Here is a 13,309-nt window from a genome sequence, read left to right as displayed (position 1 = left end):
CTACCTCAGCTTCAGGGTGGCAAGGCCGATCAGCACCAAGATCACGGTGATGATCCAGAAACGGACGATCACACGCGGCTCGGGCCAGCCTTTGAGTTCAAAGTGGTGGTGAATCGGCGCCATGCGGAATACGCGGCGGCCGGTCAATTTAAAGGAAGCAACCTGAATGACGACTGACAGGGTCTCCATCACGAACACGCCGCCCATGATGAACAGGACGATTTCCTGGCGAACGATGACAGCGATGGTGCCCAGGGCCGCGCCCAGCGCCAGCGCGCCGACGTCGCCCATGAAGACTTGCGCCGGGTAGGTGTTGAACCACAAAAAGCCCAGGCCGGCACCGATCAGCGCTCCGCAGAACACGATCAGCTCGCCCGCCCCCGGCACATAAGGGATCAGCAGATATTCAGCGAATTTCACGTTACCCGACAGGTAGCAGAAGATCCCCAGCGCGCCGCCGACCATGACTGTCGGCATGATCGCCAGGCCGTCGAGGCCGTCGGTGAGGTTGACCGCGTTGCTCGAACCGACGATGACCAGGTAGGTCAGCACGATGAAACCGGCGCCCAGCGGAATGCTGTAGTCCTTGAGCATCGGCAGGATCAGCGTGGTTTCCACCGGCGAGGCGGCGGTCATGTAAAGAAAGATCGCCGCGCCGAGGCCGAACACCGACTGCCAGAAATATTTCCAGCGGCTTGGCAGCCCGCGAGAGTTCTTCTCGATCACCTTGCGGTAGTCGTCGACCCAGCCGATGGCACCGAAGAGCAAAGTCACCAACAACACGACCCAGACGTAGCGGTTCGCCAGGTCGGCCCAGAGCAAGGTGCTGATGCCGATGGACGACAGGATCAACGCGCCACCCATGGTCGGGGTGCCGGATTTGGACAGGTGCGATTGCGGACCGTCGTTACGGACCGACTGACCGATCTGCAGGTTCTGCAGGGTGCGGATCATCCACGGGCCCAGGAACAGCGACAACGACAACGCAGTCAGCACACCCAGGATCCCGCGCAGGGTCAGATACTGGAAGACCGCGAAGCCTTTGTGGAACTGTTGCAGGTACTCCGCTAGCAGCAGCAGCATTAATGTTTCTCCGTGGAGGCGCCGCACAGTGCCGCGACGATGTTTTCCATCGCTGCGCTGCGTGAGCCCTTGATCAATAAGGTGGTGTTCGGGTCCTGCTCGGCACCCAGGGCCTGGATCAGTTCGGCTTGAGTGGTGAAATGCCGCGCGTGTTCACCGAACGCGGCGACCGCATGGGCCATCATCGGACCGACCGCATACAGCGCATCGACCTTGCCGCGTGCATAGGCACCAACGTCGTGATGGCCCTGTTGCGCCCATTCGCCCAGTTCACCGATATCCCCCAGCACCAGCACGGTGCGGCCGGAGAAACCGGCGAGGATGTCCACGGCCGCGCACATGGACGACGGATTGGCGTTGTAGGTGTCGTCGATGACGCGCATGCCGTTGCTGGCCAGTTGCGCGACGGAGCGCCCCTTGACCGGCTGCACGGCGTTCAGCCCGGCGACGATGCCCGGCAGCGACACGCCCAGGGCATAGGCGGCAGCCGCCGCGGCCAGGGCGTTGGCAACGTTATGGGTGCCCAGCAGGTTCAATTGGACCCGCTCGGCGCCGTCGGGGCTGTGCAGGTTGAAGGCTGGGCAACCGCGGGCATCACGGTCCAGGTCACTGGCGTAGAAATTCGCGGCGAGGTTGCTCAGGGCAAAGGTCAGCACCTTGCGCTCGCCCGCCCGGGTCTTCCAGATTTCAAAAGCCTTGTCATCGAGATTCAGCACGGCGACGCCATCGGCATCCAGCCCCTCGATGATCTCGCCCTTGGCCTCGACGATTTTTTCCGGGCCGCCGAACTCGCCTACGTGGGCAGTACCGGCGTTGTTGAGCACCGCCACGTGAGGCTTGGTCATGGCTACGGTGTAGGCAATCTCGCCGAGCCGCGAAGCCCCCAGTTCGATGACGGCGGCGCTGTGTTCCGGCGCCAGTTCCAGCAGGGTCAGCGGCACGCCGAGGTCGTTGTTCAGGTTACCCCGGGTCGCCAGCACCGGACCGCGGGTGCGCAGGATGCTGGCGAGCATTTCCTTGACCGTGGTCTTGCCGCTGGAGCCGGTGATAGCGGCGACCGGGTTGCCATACGCCGCACGGTTCAGCGCACCGAGCTGGCCCAGGGCCTGGCGAGTGTCGTTGACGAGCAATTGCGGCAACGTGCTGTTGCTCACTTCCCGCTCGACCAGGGCCGCGACCGCACCTTTGCCCGCGACCTCGTTCAAGTAATCGTGGCCATCGAAACGCGGCCCGGCCAGGGCGACGAACAATTGTCCCGGTGCGATCACCCGGCTGTCGATGCTGACGCCGTCGAAACTGGCGTCCGCGGCGATGAGGCGCCCATTCAGGGCGTTGGTCAGCTCGCTGAGTTTCAGGGCCTTAAGCATGGGCCACCTCCCACGCGGTCAGGGCGTGATCGGCTTCCACCAGATCGGAGAACGCATGGCGTTCGCCGTTGATTTCCTGATAGTCCTCGTGGCCCTTGCCGGCCAGGACGATGACATCGTCCGCCGAGGCGCTGGCGATCAACTGGGCGATGGCCTGGCCGCGACCGGCGACGAAGGTGACGTTATCCACAGCGGTAAAACCGGCGCGGATGTCGTCGAAAATCCGCAGCGGGTCTTCGCTGCGCGGGTTGTCGTCGGTGACCAGCACACCGTCTGCCAGCCGCTCCACGACTTCGGCCATCAACGGGCGCTTGCCGCGATCGCGATCGCCACCGCAGCCGAACAGGCACAGCAACTTGCCCTTGGCGTGAGGACGCAGGGCCGTGAGGACTTTTTCCAACGCGTCGGGGGTATGGGCGTAATCGACCACCACCAACGGTTGCGCCCCACCACCCAGGCGCTGCATGCGCCCGGCTGGCCCTTCCAGCTTTGGCAACACCTTGAGAATTTCGTCCAGGGCGTAGTCCAGGCCGAGCAAGGCGCCGATGGCCGCCAATACGTTGCTCAGGTTGAAACGGCCGAGCAGGGTGCTGCGCAAGTGGTGCTCGCCCTGGGGCGTGACCAGCGTGGCGCGCACGCCTTCGTCATTGAACTGCGCCTGACGTATATAAAGGTAGGCGCTGGTATCTTCCAGGCTATAGGTGATCAACCGGGACTCGCGCTTGTCGGCGGCCAGTTGCCGACCGAACTCGTCATCGAGGTTGATGACCCGGCATTTCAAATCATTCCAGGCAAACAGCTTGGCCTTGGCTTCACCGTAGGCCTGCATGGTGCCGTGGTAATCCAGGTGGTCCCGGGACAGGTTGGTCAACACCGCCACATCGAATGCCAGCGCCGTCACTCGCCCCTGATCCAGGCCATGGGACGAGACTTCCATCGCAACAGCCTTGGCACCGGCCTTCTTCAGGTCCGCCAGGGTCGCTTGCACGGCAATCGGGTTCGGCGTGGTGTGCAGGCCGCTTTCCAGCGCGCCGTGAAAACCATTGCCCAAGGTGCCGACAATGCCGCAATGCTGCCCTAGCAGGTCCAACGCCTGGGCCACCAGCTGGGTCACGCTGGTCTTGCCGTTGGTACCCGTCACGCCCACCAGGTTCAGATGACGGCTCGGGTCGCCATAAAAACGCCCGGCGATGTCCGACAGCTGCGCCGCCAGATCCTTGACCGGAATCAATGGCACGTCGGTGATTGGCAGCACGGTGGCGCCTCGCACTTCATAAGCCACGGCAGCCGCGCCACGCTTCAGGGCGTCGGCGATATGGTCGCGTCCATCGACACGGGCGCCCGGCACCGCCAGGAACAAGTCCCCGGCACGTACATTGCGGCTGTCCAGGGCCAATTCACGAATCAGCAGATCGTGACCGGCGTGGGCGAAAATCTTGTTCAGGCTCAGGGACATCAGCCACGCCCTCCTTCGGCTTTCAAGGGAACGACCGGTGCGGTATTGGCCTGCTGGGTCGGCGGCAGGTTATCCGGGGTAATGTTCATCAGGCGCAGGGTGCCGGACATCACTTTGCTGAACACCGGCGCCGAGACCAGGCCACCGAAATACCCCGCCTTGCTCGGTTCGTCGATGACCACGACGATGGCGTAGCGCGGATCGCTCATCGGGCCGAAGCCGGCGAACAGCGAGCGGTAGGAATTCTCGGCGTAGCCTTTGGTGCCCACGGAGGTTTTACGGGCCGTACCCGATTTGCCCGCCACGTGGTAGGCCGGCACTTGGGCGCGATAGACACCGCGCGGGGCCTCGATCACTTGCTGCAACATGCCCTGCATGGTCTTGGCAACGTTTTCCGGGATCACCTGGGTGGTCTGCGGCGCCTTGTCGGTCTTGATCAGGGTCAGCGGTGCCATGCGGCCGTTGTTGGCCAGCGCGGAAAACGCGTGGACCAACTGGATCGCGGTCACGGAAACACCGTAGCCGTAGGACAACGTCGCGGTTTCAGCCTTGCGCCAGTCACGGTAGTTCGGCAGGTTGCCGACACGCTCGCCCGGGAAGCCCAGGCCGGTGTCCTGGCCGAGGCCGATTTTCTGGGCCAGGCGATAGATCGTTTCGCCGCCGATATCGAAGGCGATCTTGCTCATGCCGACGTTACTGGAGTTGATCAGGATGCCGGTCAGGTCGAGCACCGGACCTTCGGTCTTGGACACGTCGCGGATGGTGTACTTGCCGATCTGCAGGGTGCCCGGGTACACCTCGACGGTGTCGCTCGGCTTCCAGCGCCCGGTTTCCAGGGCGGCGGCCATGGACACGGCCTTCATGGTCGAACCCGGCTCGAACACGTCGATCATCGCACGGTTGCGCATCATCGCCGGCTGCAGGTTGCGACGGTTGTTCGGGTTGTAGGTCGGCTGGTTGACCATCGCCAGGATCTCGCCGGTCTTCACGTCCATGATCACCAGGCTGCCAGCCTTGGCACCGTTCTCGACGATGGCATTGCGCAGCTCGCGGTTGGCCAGGTATTGCAGGCGCAGGTCAATGGACAACGCCAAGGGCTTGCCGGCCTTGGCGTTTTTGGTGACTTGGACATCCTTGATCAGCCTGCCGCGCCGGTCCTTGATGACCTGTCGCTTGCCAGCGACCCCGGCGAGCCATTCGTCATAGGCCAGTTCGACGCCCTCCCGGCCCCGGTCATCGATGTCGGTAAACCCGACCATGTGGGCCGTGACTTCACCGGCCGGGTAGAAACGCCGGAATTCTTCGATGCCATAGACACCGGGCACTTTCAAATCGAGCACGCTCTGGCCCTGCTCGGGCGTCAAGCCGCGCACCAGATAAATGAATTCCTTGTTGGCCTGGGCTTCGAGGCGCTCGGCCAGGGCCTTGGGGTCCTGACCGAGGGCGGCGGCCAAGGCCGGCCATTTTTCCTTGGCCAACTGCATTTCCTTGGCGTTGGCCCACAAGGTGGTCACCGGGGTACTCACGGCCAGGGGTTCGCCATTGCGGTCGGTGATCAGGCCACGGTGAGCCGGGATCGGAATATGCCGCACACTGCGGGCATCGCCCTGCCCCTTGAGGAAGTCACGGTCGACGACCTGCAGGTCGATGATGCGCCACGAAATCGCCGCCACCATGATCCCGAGCAAGCCCAGGACCAGACGAAACCGCCACGGGAACAGCGCCCCTTCGAGTTTCATCATGGCGCCACCATCTGCACTTCGGCGGCGCCGGGAATGCGCATTTTCAACTGTTCGGTGGCCAAGACTTCGATACGGCTGTGGGCGGTCCAGGTGCTCTGTTCCAGGATCAACCGCCCCCACTCGGCCTGCGCCTTGTCGCGCACGCTGAGTTCGTTATAAAGGGTATTGAGCAACTGCCGGTTCCAGTGCGCGCTATAGGACACAGCGATGGCAGACACGAGCACGCCGATAAACAACAGCAGCATGAAAAAGCTGCCGCCGGGCAGGGGCTTGGCGAAGAGCTTGCTCACCGCAACTTCTCCGCGACGCGCATGACGGCGCTACGGGCACGTGGGTTGGCCTTGAGTTCGGCTTCGGAAGCGAACTGCGCTTTGCCATGGATCTTGATTTTCGGCACGAAGGCTTCGAAACGCACCGGCAGGTTGCGCGGCAGGTTATCGGCTTCACCCTTGGTGAGCTTGCGCATGAACAGCTTGACGATGCGGTCTTCCAGGGAATGGAAGCTGATCACCACCAGGCGACCGCCGATCTCCAGCGCCTCAAGCGCCGCTTCGAGACCCACTTCCAGATCGCCCAGTTCGTTATTGACGTGAATGCGCAAGCCCTGGAAGGCCCGGGTCGCCGGGTTCTTGCCCTTTTCCCAGGCCGGGTTGGCCACTTTCAACACCTCGGCCAGGTCGCCGGTGCGCTCGAAGGGCTTGATGTCACGGCGCTCGACCACAGCGCGGGCCATGCGGCCGGAGAAGCGCTCTTCACCGTATTCCTTGAAGACACGGGCGATTTCTTCCACCGGGGCGGTGTTGACGAATTCCGCGGCGCTGATCCCACGGGACGGGTCCATGCGCATGTCCAGCGGACCGTCATTGAGGAAACTGAAGCCGCGCTCCGGGTCGTCCAGTTGTGGCGACGACACACCCAGATCGAGCAGCACGCCACTGACCTTCCCGGCCAGGCCACGCTCGGCAACTTCCGCGCCCAGCTCGGCAAAGCTGCGCTGCACAACGACAAAGCGGCCGTCTTCGGCCGCCAGCGCTTGCCCGGTGGCAATCGCTTGAGGATCCTTGTCGAACCCCAGCAACCGGCCGTCCGGACCCAGCTGGCTGAGAATCAGCCGGCTGTGTCCGCCACGCCCGAACGTGCCGTCCAGATAGCAGCCATCAGGACGTACGGCGAGAGCCTCGACGGCTTCGTCAAGCAGTACGGTGATGTGGTTAAAGCCGCTATCAATAGTCACAGGATCAAATCACGCAGTTCATCAGGCATGGCGCCCGGTTGTTGAATAGCAGCGAGGTCGGCGGCAGAAACCGCATTCCAGGCATCTTCGTCCCACAGTTGGAACTTGTTCAGTTGGCCCACCAGCATCGCGCGTTTGTCCAGCTTGGCGTACTCGCGCAGGCGCGGTGGCACCAAGAAACGACCGCTGCCATCGAGCTCGAGGTCGACGGCGTTACCGATCAGCAAGCGTTGCAGACGGCGGTTTTCTTCACGCAGCGAAGGCAGTGCGCGCAGTTTGGTTTCGATGATTTCCCACTCATCCAGAGGGTAAACACACAAACATGGATCAACGGCGTCGATCGTGACGATTAACTGCCCCGAACTTCGCGAAACGAGCTCGTCACGATACCGGCTGGGCATGGCGAGCCGGCCTTTTGCATCGAGACTGATAGCGTTAGCTCCGCGAAACACGTCAGCGTTTCTCCACTTTTTGGCGTTTTACCTTCAAAAAAACCCACTTCATGCCACTTTCCGCCACTTGCGCACACTATAGGAATGCGCCCACCGCACCGTCAAGGCGCGTAATGAAGGAAAAGCCTTATAGATCGGAGATTTAGGAGCGTTTCAGGAGGGGTAACAAGAATCTGACGTAGGAAAATTCGCCCCAACCTGAGGCAGCACAGGGAACTGCGCGCACAAGTTAAAGTGATTTGTTAAGAGTAAGATTTTTTTGGTATTAGTAACTGCGTCTGCCAGTGATTTCGGCAGGAGGGGAAAAGGTGGAGAGTCGATCTGTAAGCCGGGTTCTGTCTTGAACAGTCATTCGTCTACGATGGCCATCACTGGACATCTTTAGCAACCTACCCGGTCCCAGCGCGGGCCACGCCTTGGGACCCTATTTGGTCTTGCTCCAAGTGGGGTTTACCTAGCCACGAACTGTTGCCAGCCGTGCGGTGCGCTCTTACCGCACCTTTTCACCCTTACCGGCGCCGAAACGCTTAGGCGGTTATTTTCTGTGGCACTTTCCGTAGGCTCACGCCTCCCAGGCATTACCTGGCACTTCGCCCTATGGAGCCCGGACTTTCCTCCCCCCCCTAATTCTCATAGAGGGCAGCGACTGTCCGATCGACTCTCCGCCGCGAAGGTTAACGGTAGAGCGCTTGAAGAACAAGCGCTAAAAGCCCCAGGCCAGCACCGTGTCCCGGTTTCACTGGTCTTTCTGTTTTTCCAGTGCGACCTGATACAGCACATTCTTGCGCTCGCCAGTGATCTGCGCCGCAAGGGCCGCGGCGCGCTTGAGGGGCATTTCCTCGAGCAACAGGTTCAGGACGCGCATCGCTTCGCTGCTGACGGCGTCCTCGCTTTGCGGCGGCGTCCAGCCTGCCACCAGCACGACGCACTCGCCGCGTTGCTGGTTGCTGTCGCTTTCGACAAAGGCGCGCAACTCGCTCAACGGCAGTCCCTTGAGGGTTTCAAAGGTCTTGGTCAACTCCCGGGCCAGCAGCGCCTGGCGTTCGGCACCAAACACCAGCTCCATGTCCTGCAGGCATTCCAGGATGCGGTGCGGCGCCTCATAGAAGATCAGCGTGCGCGGCTCTTCCTTTATAGCTTCCAGGCGCGCCCGCCGTCCCACCGCCTTGGCCGGCAGGAAACCTTCGAAGATGAAACGGTCGGACGGCAAGCCTGCTGCCGACAGCGCTGCTATCAACGCACAAGCCCCCGGCACCGGCACCACGCTGATACCCGTCGCCCGGGCCTGGCGCACCAGATGATAGCCAGGGTCGGAAATCAACGGCGTACCCGCATCGGAAATCAGCGCGACGTTATCGCCCGCCAACAGCCGGGTAATGAAACGACTGCCTTCGTCCCGCTCATTGTGTTCATGACAGGCCGCCAACGGCGTGGAGATGCCGAAATGTTGCAGCAGGCGCTGGGAGTGACGGGTGTCTTCAGCCGCGATCAGCGCAACCTCCCGCAGGATTTTCAGCGCCCGGGCACTGATATCGTCCAGGTTGCCGATGGGCGTCGCCACCACATAAAGCGAGCCGGCAGCGGAATTCAAAGCACCTGGAGCAGTCAAAACGCGCACCTCATGATCGTAAAAACCGCCATTGTAGCGTGTGCCAGCCATCTCAGCTGTTCGCATCAGCCATTGTGGCGAGGGGATTTATCCCCGCTGGTCTGCGCAGCAGACCCAAAAAGACTGGAAACCATTCAGCCTGACACACCGAGGCGGAAGGTCTTGGGGCTGCTGCGCGGCCCAGCGGGGATAAATCCCCTCGCCACAGGTTTAGTGCCGCCGCCTGAGTGAGTTGCGTCTTTTGTGGCATGCCGCACCCTTTGAAATACCTAAATTGATCGATTCACACCAGTAACATCGCGCCCCGGCCAGTGCTTGGGTACAATTCGACGCTAATTTGATCTCGTATCGGGAACACTTACATGATCGCTTGCCTGCGGCTGCTCTCCGCCCTCTGCCTCGCTGCCCTCCTGGCGGCCTGCGCCAGCTCGCCCTCGTCCAGCCTTGGCGAACTTCCACGGACCCCGGATGCCAGTATCGAGCAGTTGCTCGAACAGGCCACCCAAAGTAAAACCCCGGAAAAAGCCGCCCTGCTGCGCCTGAGCGCCGCAGACCTGGCCTACCGCCAGGGCAATGCCGGCCAGTCCGCACAGATCCTGCAACAAGTGCCGATGGAACAACTCAAGCCCGGCCAGCAGATTTTCGCCAACACGCTGTCGGCGGAACTGGCGATGACCCGCAACCAGCCCAAGGCCGCGCTCACCGCCCTGAGCCACCCAAGCCTGCAACACCTGAGCGAAATGCCCGTGGAACAGCAGGTCCGTACCGGAACCGTCCGCGCCCGCGCCCTCGAAGCCGACGGCCAGACCCTGGCCGCCGCCAAGGAGCGCATCTTCATCGCACCCTTGCTGAAGGACGACGCGGCGGCGAAAAACCACGAAGCCATCTGGTCGCTGATCGCCTCACTGCCCACCGACCAGTTGCAGCCCGCCTCCAACGACGACCTCGGCGGCTGGTTGAGCCTGGCCCAGGCCGTCAAGACCGCCGGCACCCTGGAACAGCAGCAGGCGGCCATCGACCACTGGCGCGAACAGAACCCGAAGCACCCCGCCGCCCTGCAACTGCCGACGCCCCTGGTCAAGCTCAAGGAACTGGCCAGCCAGCCACTGAGCAAGATCGCCCTGCTGCTGCCACAAAGTGGCCAGCTGGCAGCGGTTGCCAAGGCCTTGCGCGAGGGCTTCATGGCCGCGCACTACCAGGCCCAGCAGGCCGGGCAGACGCCGCCCAGCATCCAGTTCTATGACAGCGCCAGCCTGACCTCCATGGACGAGTTCTACCGCAAGGCCCAGGCCGACGGCGTGCAACTGGTCATCGGCCCGCTGGAAAAACCCCTGGTCAAGCAGATCAGCACCCGCCCGCAATTGCCAATCACTACCCTGGCGCTGAACTACAGCGAAGGCGAGCAAGGGCCACCGCAACTGTTCCAGTTCGGTCTGGCCCCCGAGGATGAAGCTCGCGAAGTGTCCCGTCGCGCCCGCGCCGATGGCCTGCACCGCGCCGCCGCCATGGTACCGAAGGGCGAATGGGGCGATCGCGTACTGAAAGCCTTCAGCCAGGACTGGCAGGCCAATGGCGGCACCATCGTCGCGATTGAACGGGTCGACCAGCCGGTCCAACTGGCCCAGCAGATCGCCGACATGTTCCAGTTGCGCCAGAGCGAAGGTCGCGCCAAGAGTCTGCAAAGCACGGTTGGCACCACGGTCGCGGCCCAGCCGTCCCGTCGCCAGGACATCGAGTTCATCTTCCTGGCCTCGACACCGCAGCAGGCCCAGCAGATCAAACCCACCCTGAACTTCCAATACGCCGGCGACGTGCCGGTCTACGCGACGTCTTCGGTGTTCAGCGCCAGCGGCGACCAGAACCAGTACAACGACATGAGCGGCATCCGCTTCTGCGAAACCCCGTGGCTGCTCGACGCCAATGACCCGCTGCGCAAGCAGGTCACCGCGCAGTGGCCCCAGGCGGGTGGCAGCCTGGGTCGGTTGTACGCGATGGGCGCGGATGCCTATCGCCTGGCACCGCGCCTGGGCCAGCTCAAGACACTGCCGGACAGCCGCCTCGAAGGTTTGTCGGGCAGCCTGGCCGTGTCGCCCACCCAGCGCGTACAGCGTCAATTGCCTTGGGCCGAGTTCGTCAACGGCCAGGTGCAGCGCCTGCCGGACACCCAGCGCTGATGCCTGACCGATCACGCCAGCAAAGCGGACGGGATGCCGAGGGCCAGGCCCTCGCGCATCTCCAGCAACACGGCCTGCGACTGGTGGCGCAGAACTGGTTGTGCAAACGCGGCGAGCTTGATCTGGTCATGCTTGACGGCGATACAGTAGTATTCGTCGAAGTCCGCTACAGAAAAAATACCCAATGGGGTGGCGCGCTCGACAGCATTGACGAGCGCAAGCGCCAGAAGCTGGTATTCGCCGCGCAGTATTTCCTGCAACGCGAATCGCGCTGGGCCGATTATCCCTGCCGCTTCGACGTGGTTGCCATCGACAGCAACGCCGCCCAGTTGAACTGGCTGCAGAACGCCTTCGACAGTTGAGCGCCCATGCCGAGCCGGACACCTTCACCTAACTTTTTTGCTCTTTGCTTTGCGCGCCGCACATGTTTGTGCCCATAAGCCGCGCTACTTAAGGTCACACAGATGGACATGCAATCGCGAATTCGCCAGCTTTTTCAGGCCAGTATCGACACCAAGCAACAGGCGATGGACGTACTTGCACCGCACATCGAGCAAGCCAGCCAAGTGATGGTCAACGCCTTGCTCAACGAGGGCAAAATGCTTTCGTGCGGCAATGGCGGCTCGGCCGGCGACGCCCAGCATTTCTCGTCGGAGCTGCTCAACCGCTTCGAGCGCGAACGCCCGAGCCTGCCGGCGATCGCCCTGACCACCGACAGTTCGACGATCACCTCGATCGCCAACGACTACAGCTACAACGAAGTCTTCTCCAAACAGATCCGCGCCCTGGGCCAACCCGGCGATGTGCTGCTGGCGATTTCCACCAGCGGCAACTCGGCCAATATTATTCAAGCGATCCAGGCCGCACATGATCGCGAAATGATTGTCGTAGCATTGACCGGTCGTGACGGCGGTGGCATGGCCTCACTGCTATTGCCTGAAGACGTCGAGATCCGCGTACCGGCCAATGTCACCGCACGTATCCAGGAAGTCCACCTGCTGGCGATCCACTGCCTCTGCGACTTGATCGACAGCCAACTGTTCGGGAGTGAAGAATGACCCCTAATCGCCTAGGCCTTCTGGCCTTGACCCTGTGCCTCGGCATCAGCGGCTGCACATCGGTGGTTAACGCCAGCCGGGAAAAGCCGATCGAAGACGACCGCGGCACCCGCACCTTCGGCAGCAAGATCGACGACTCCCTGATTGAAACCAAGGTCGGCGTGAACATTGCCAAGGCCGACCCGGACCTGGACAACAACTCGCACATCGTCGTCACCAGCTTCAACGGTGTCGTACTGCTGGCCGGCCAGACCCCACGTGCCGACCTCAAGGCCAAGGCCGAGCAGGAAGCCAGCGCCGTACAGCGGGTCAAGACCGTGCATAACGAACTGCAGGTCCTGCAACCCTCCTCGCTGCTGGCGCGCCAGAACGATGCGTGGCTGACCACCAAGATCAAGACCCAGATGCTCACCGACGCCAGCATTCCTGGCTCGCGTATCAAGGTTGTGACCGAGAATGGCATCGTCTATCTGTTGGGCCTGCTGACCAAGCAGGAAGCCGCCCAGGCGACCAACCTGGTGCAGGGGGTTTCCGGGGTGCAGAAAATCGTCAAGTTGTTTGAATATATTGACTGAGGCGACTCACGGCTCTTGAGGCTGCATGTGGCTGGAAAAAACGGTGCTCACTCATACAGAGGAGCGCCGTTTTTTTATTTGGTCGGGGGTGCCCAGATCAAGATCAAAAACAAAGCGAGGCGGCCTTATAGCCGGCCTGTCTCCTCTGGCTGCCCCCCCCCAATCAACTGTGGGAGCGGGTACAGCCGGAGGAGACAGGCCGGCTATAAGGCCGCCTTGCTTTTGCTTTTGATCTGGGCGCCCCATTAACCACGCTGGCCAAACGCAGGCATTGCGCAGTGGGCACCTCGGCATGGATGCCGAGGTAGCCGCGCTGGGCCATGGATGGCCCTTCGCGGCGGCCCACGGAGCAATGCCGGAGTGAGGGCACACCGAGCCTAGGCGAGGTGCCGAGTGGTGGGGCATAAAGCGTTTTGGTTACTTTTGCGCTTTTCAAAAGTGACCCGCTGTAAGAGCGGAACCGCCAGCAGCCATTACCGCAGAAACGGATATACACACCAATCCCCCAGTGAATGCAGCCAAAAAAATGCCCGCATCTCACGACACAGGCATTTTCCTC

12 protein-coding genes and 1 other RNA gene are annotated in these 13,309 nt (G+C 62.1%); 4 read left to right on the top strand and 9 right to left on the bottom strand.

Features of this window, described 5'->3' with window-relative positions; all coding sequences use genetic code 11:
* The 9 genes from mraY to rsmI form a co-directional block, all read right to left on the bottom strand.
* A complete protein-coding gene (mraY, locus tag BT125_RS17830; protein ID WP_003205349.1) occupies positions 1-1,083 on the bottom strand; it encodes a phospho-N-acetylmuramoyl-pentapeptide-transferase in 1,083 nt (360 codons plus the stop codon).
* Positions 1,083-2,450 (bottom strand): UDP-N-acetylmuramoyl-tripeptide--D-alanyl-D-alanine ligase, encoded by a 1,368-nt coding sequence (gene murF / locus BT125_RS17825; RefSeq protein ID WP_072408880.1) that lies wholly within the window; start codon positions 2,448-2,450, stop codon positions 1,083-1,085. Before murF ends, mraY begins: the two co-directional genes overlap by 1 nt.
* Positions 2,443-3,906, bottom strand: coding sequence for a UDP-N-acetylmuramoyl-L-alanyl-D-glutamate--2,6-diaminopimelate ligase (locus BT125_RS17820; protein ID WP_072408878.1), 1,464 nt, complete (start codon positions 3,904-3,906; stop codon positions 2,443-2,445). The genes murF and BT125_RS17820 overlap by 8 nt, the downstream gene beginning before the upstream one ends.
* Positions 3,906-5,645, bottom strand: a complete 1,740-nt coding sequence (locus tag BT125_RS17815; RefSeq protein ID WP_170842280.1) for a peptidoglycan D,D-transpeptidase FtsI family protein — start codon at positions 5,643-5,645, stop codon at positions 3,906-3,908. Before BT125_RS17815 ends, BT125_RS17820 begins: the two co-directional genes overlap by 1 nt.
* Positions 5,645-5,938, bottom strand: a complete 294-nt coding sequence (ftsL, locus tag BT125_RS17810) for a cell division protein FtsL (protein ID WP_003178214.1) — start codon at positions 5,936-5,938, stop codon at positions 5,645-5,647. The genes BT125_RS17815 and ftsL overlap by 1 nt, the downstream gene beginning before the upstream one ends.
* A complete protein-coding gene (gene rsmH / locus BT125_RS17805) occupies positions 5,935-6,882 on the bottom strand; it encodes a 16S rRNA (cytosine(1402)-N(4))-methyltransferase RsmH (protein ID WP_072408876.1) in 948 nt (315 codons plus the stop codon). Before rsmH ends, ftsL begins: the two co-directional genes overlap by 4 nt.
* Entirely contained in the window at positions 6,879-7,334 is a 456-nt protein-coding gene (gene mraZ, locus BT125_RS17800; RefSeq protein ID WP_003205355.1) for a division/cell wall cluster transcriptional repressor MraZ, read from the bottom strand. Before mraZ ends, rsmH begins: the two co-directional genes overlap by 4 nt.
* A 308-nt stretch (positions 7,335-7,642) precedes the next feature.
* An RNA gene (rnpB, locus tag BT125_RS17795) (RNase P RNA component class A) lies at positions 7,643-7,996 on the bottom strand.
* A gap of 74 nt (positions 7,997-8,070) precedes the next feature.
* Positions 8,071-8,943 carry a 16S rRNA (cytidine(1402)-2'-O)-methyltransferase gene (gene rsmI / locus BT125_RS17790; RefSeq protein ID WP_083564526.1) on the bottom strand — a complete coding sequence of 291 codons (873 nt, stop codon included), beginning with the start codon at positions 8,941-8,943 and terminating at the stop codon, positions 8,071-8,073.
* 362 nt (positions 8,944-9,305) lie between these two features.
* Here rsmI and BT125_RS17785 point away from each other — a divergent pair, with 362 nt between their 5' ends.
* The 4 genes from BT125_RS17785 to BT125_RS17770 all read left to right on the top strand — a co-directional run bounded on the left by BT125_RS17785 (position 9,306) and on the right by BT125_RS17770 (position 12,750).
* Entirely contained in the window at positions 9,306-11,117 is a 1,812-nt protein-coding gene (locus tag BT125_RS17785; RefSeq protein WP_072408872.1) for a penicillin-binding protein activator, read from the top strand.
* A complete protein-coding gene (locus tag BT125_RS17780; RefSeq protein WP_060740748.1) occupies positions 11,117-11,479 on the top strand; it encodes a YraN family protein in 363 nt (120 codons plus the stop codon). The genes BT125_RS17785 and BT125_RS17780 overlap by 1 nt, the downstream gene beginning before the upstream one ends.
* Positions 11,480-11,581: 102 nt before the next feature.
* Positions 11,582-12,175 (top strand): phosphoheptose isomerase, encoded by a 594-nt coding sequence (locus BT125_RS17775; protein WP_007928463.1) that lies wholly within the window; start codon positions 11,582-11,584, stop codon positions 12,173-12,175.
* A complete protein-coding gene (locus BT125_RS17770; RefSeq protein ID WP_030139689.1) occupies positions 12,172-12,750 on the top strand; it encodes a BON domain-containing protein in 579 nt (192 codons plus the stop codon). Before BT125_RS17775 ends, BT125_RS17770 begins: the two co-directional genes overlap by 4 nt.
* Positions 12,751-13,309 lie beyond the last annotated feature (559 nt).

Origin of the sequence: Pseudomonas sp. NFACC04-2 (assembly GCF_900119265.1) — a bacterium.
GTDB lineage: Bacteria > Pseudomonadota > Gammaproteobacteria > Pseudomonadales > Pseudomonadaceae > Aquipseudomonas > Aquipseudomonas fluorescens_AA.
The sequence above is the reverse complement of the archived record's forward strand: the minus strand, read 5'-3'. Positions and strand labels throughout refer to the sequence as shown.

What these genes read in the sequence shown, in the direction of transcription:
- BT125_RS17820 (WP_072408878.1), bottom strand. Translation starts at nt 3,906, where the DNA reads ATGTCCCTGAGCCTGAACAAGATTTTCGCCCACGCCGGTCACGATCTG.
- mraY (WP_003205349.1), bottom strand. Translation starts at nt 1,083, where the DNA reads ATGCTGCTGCTGCTAGCGGAGTACCTGCAACAGTTCCACAAAGGCTTC.
- BT125_RS17770 (WP_030139689.1), top strand. Translation starts at nt 12,172, where the DNA reads ATGACCCCTAATCGCCTAGGCCTTCTGGCCTTGACCCTGTGCCTCGGC.
- BT125_RS17815 (WP_170842280.1), bottom strand. Translation starts at nt 5,645, where the DNA reads ATGAAACTCGAAGGGGCGCTGTTCCCGTGGCGGTTTCGTCTGGTCCTG.
- BT125_RS17785 (WP_072408872.1), top strand. Translation starts at nt 9,306, where the DNA reads ATGATCGCTTGCCTGCGGCTGCTCTCCGCCCTCTGCCTCGCTGCCCTC.
- BT125_RS17775 (WP_007928463.1), top strand. Translation starts at nt 11,582, where the DNA reads ATGGACATGCAATCGCGAATTCGCCAGCTTTTTCAGGCCAGTATCGAC.
- murF (WP_072408880.1), bottom strand. Translation starts at nt 2,450, where the DNA reads ATGCTTAAGGCCCTGAAACTCAGCGAGCTGACCAACGCCCTGAATGGG.
- BT125_RS17780 (WP_060740748.1), top strand. Translation starts at nt 11,117, where the DNA reads ATGCCTGACCGATCACGCCAGCAAAGCGGACGGGATGCCGAGGGCCAG.